This is a genomic window from Burkholderia sp. Ac-20392 (assembly GCF_017104585.1).
Classification (GTDB): domain Bacteria; phylum Pseudomonadota; class Gammaproteobacteria; order Burkholderiales; family Burkholderiaceae; genus Burkholderia; species Burkholderia lata.
In genome coordinates this window covers 1-3199 of the sequence record NZ_JAAGPB010000735.1, presented here as the reverse complement: position 1 = coordinate 3199, position 3199 = coordinate 1, and the positions used below count along the sequence as shown (strand labels likewise).

1 protein-coding gene and 1 pseudogene are annotated in these 3199 nt (G+C 70.4%); both read right to left on the bottom strand.

From position 1 onward, the window contains the following. Positions 1-2652: UvrD-helicase domain-containing protein (locus G3N99_RS37520; protein WP_206124890.1), on the bottom strand; the 2652-nt coding region annotated here is incomplete at its 3' end. Next, a pseudogene (locus G3N99_RS37515) lies at positions 2649-3199 on the bottom strand (exodeoxyribonuclease V subunit gamma); the annotation flags it as partial. The pseudogene G3N99_RS37515 and the gene G3N99_RS37520, both read right to left, overlap by 4 nt.

Genomic DNA, 3199 nt, shown 5'->3' with positions numbered 1-3199 from the left:
GTCGGGCGGCTCGTCGAGCCATGCATCGAACGCCTGGCCGGCGCCGGCCACGAGCCAGTTGAGCACGCTGCGCCGCGCTTCGCGCGTCGAGCGCGACGACAGGTACGGCCCGGCGACGACGTAGCAGCGATAGACCGCACGCGTGAGCGCCACGTAGACGAGCCGCGCGCGTTCAGCGGCTTGCTCGCGCAGCGCCTGACGCGCCGCATGCTCGGCCGCCTCGTCGTCGCACCCGTAATGCAGCACCGCGTCGCCCGCATCGTCGTGATACTCGCGTGCATCGGGCAGCGCGGACGTGGGCGGCTCGCGCAACCCGCCGTCGTTCAGGAACGGACAGAACACGATCGCGTATTCAAGGCCTTTCGACTTGTGCACGGTGACGATCTGCACGAGGTTGCGATCGGATTCGAGACGCAGCTGCGCTTCCTCGCCGCCGCCGTCGAGCCGCTGCGCGGCGAGCCAGCGCAGCGTCGGCGCGATGCCCGGTTGCGCGGATGCGCGTGCCTGCGTCAGTTCGGCCAGGTGATTGATGTCGGTCACGCGACGCTCGCCGTCCGCGCCGGCCATCAAGCGCTCGGCAATCCGCAGCTCACGCGTGAACGTGCGCCACATCACCGCGAAGCCGCGTTCGCGCCACAACAGCCGATACCGCGAGAAGCGCTCGACCCAGCTCATCGCGTCGGCGCTATCCGCCGCCGATGCTTCACGTTGCGCGTCGCCGTCGCCCTGCTCCATCCGCCACAGCGCACCGGCATCGAGGCCGAACCAGTCGGATGCGAGCGCCGCACGCAAACGCCGCAGGTCGCCCGGTGCATCGATCGCCGCCAGCACGCGTTCGAGCTGCTCGGCGTCATTGGTCGAGAACACCGAGGCCTGCGCCAGTTCGACGCTGCCGATGCCCCACGTGGACAGCACGCGCTTCACGAGACTGCCCTGCCGGTGCGTCTGCACCAGCACCGCGATGTCACCCGGCGACAGCGGCGTATCGCCGAGGCGCACGCGCCCTTCGCGCGCGCCGCGCATCAGCCGCGCGATCTCGGCGGCACAGGCCTGCGCGGCCTGTGCCTGCGCATCACGCTTGAGCAACGTGCCTTCGCCGCCCGGCAACGCCCACACCCGGAAGTCGCCGGCCGGGCCCGGGTCGGTTGCATCGACGAACGGCGCACGCACGCGCGTGCCGGCGCGCACCGCGTAGTAGTCGAGCCCGTCGAGCACGAACGCGCGCGGATTCGACATGAAGAAGCGGTTGCACGCGTCGACGATCGCGGGCGTCGAACGCTGGTTGACCGCGAGCGTGTAGCACGCGCTCGCCCGTGCGCGCGCGGCAAGATAGGTATGCAGATCGGCCGCGCGGAAGCTGTAGATCGCCTGCTTCGGATCGCCGACCAGAAACAGCGGGCCGCCCGGCGCGAAAATCCGGTCGAAGATCGCGAACTGCAGCGGGTCGGTATCCTGGAACTCGTCGATCAGCGCGGCCGGATAGCGTGCGCGCAGCGTCTCGGCGAGCCACGGATGCGCATGCAGCGCGTGGTACAGGTTCGCGAGCAGATCGTCGAACGAGACGACGCGACGCGTGCGCTTGCGCTCGGCCAGCTCGCCCGGCGCCATGTCGAGCCATTCGGCGATCAGCGCGAGCCAGCGCGCGCGCTGCGCGGCCTCGGCCGCCGCCACGGCCGCTTCGAGCGCGTCGGCCACGTCGAAGAACGCGTGTTCGGGCGTCGTGCCGCCTTTTTTCGTGGCCTTCACGAGCGCGGTGCGCGTGAGCTTCAGCGCGGCCTTCGGCAGCGCAGCCGTCGCGTCGCCTTGCGCGAAATGCGCGGTCCATGCGGCCAGCGCATCGGCAACCGCTTCGGGTTTGTGCGAGCGCTGGTTGAGCGCAGGCTGCGCGGCGCGCAGCAACGCATCGATCGCTTCACGCTCGGCCGCCCACATCCGCTCGGCCTCGGCGAAGCACTCGGCCGCGGCCGCCTCGGCCGATTCGTCCGGCTCGGTCACACCGTCCCACCGCAGCGCGGCGAGCGGTTTCTTCAGCCGGCGCGCAAGCTGCGCATCGAGCGCAGCCGGGCCGGCGCCCGATTCGACGAGCCAGATCGCAAAGCCCGGCCAGCGCGCGGCCGCAGGTTCGACGCGCGTGCGCCAGAAATCCGCCGCCAGTTCGAAGCGCAGCGACGCGTCGTCGGCCTCCATGTCGAACGCGAACGGCATCGCCGCCGCGAACGGCGCTTCCTGCAGCGCACGCTGGCAGAACGCGTGGATCGTATGGATCGCGGCCTGGTCGAACGCGCGCAGCGCACGCCGGATCCGCTTCGCGGCCGTCTCGGGATCGAGCGCGCCGTCTTCGCCGAGCGTGGTTTCGAGCAGGCGCTCGATGAACGGATCGCCGCCGTCGTCCCCCGTATCGAGCGCATGCGCAAGCTGCGCGAGCCGGCCGCGAATCCGCTCGTGGAGTTCGGCGGTCGCCGCCTTCGTGAAGGTCACGACGAGGATTTCGTCCGCACCGAGATCCTTCTCCAGCAGCAGGCGCACATACAGCGCGCAGATGTTCCAGGTCTTGCCGGTACCGGCCGACGCCTCGATCTGGTTGACGCCGTCGAGCGGGCATGCGAACACGTCGAGTTCGAGCGCCTGCTGAGGCTGCGACACGGCACTCATGCGACCTCCTTCAGATGCTCGACCAGCGGATCGAACACGAGCCGCGCGAGTGTGCCGAACGGCTCGTCGAGCGATGCATGCGCACCGCGCCACGCGATCGCGATGGCCGGATCGTCGGCCTCGCTCACGACCCGCTCGTTGATCCAGACGCTCGCGGCCTTGGCTTCGCCGTCGGACACCCTTGCCCACGCGCTGCGCGGGAAAAACCGCAGCGGCATGCGCCGCCCCGCGCGAAACAGCGCGGCCAGCGGTGCGAGCTGCTCGAGCGGCGCCGCGACGGGCGTCAGCTCGAATGCACCGCCGCTGCCAAACCACAGCGTGCGGCGCGGGCCGCCAGGATCCACCGCGCAGTAGACGAGATGCGCGAGCCACGCGGACAGGTAGTCGCGCGCACTCGGCCGCGCATAGCGGTAGATGACCTGCCCGGCTGGCGTGAGCCGGTTCAGCGTGCCGTGCAGTTCGAGCGGCGCGCTCACCGCGTCGCCCGACAGCAGCGCGTCGTCAAAGCCGAACAGCGCCTGTTCCGTGTCGGGCCAAGATCGGAAGA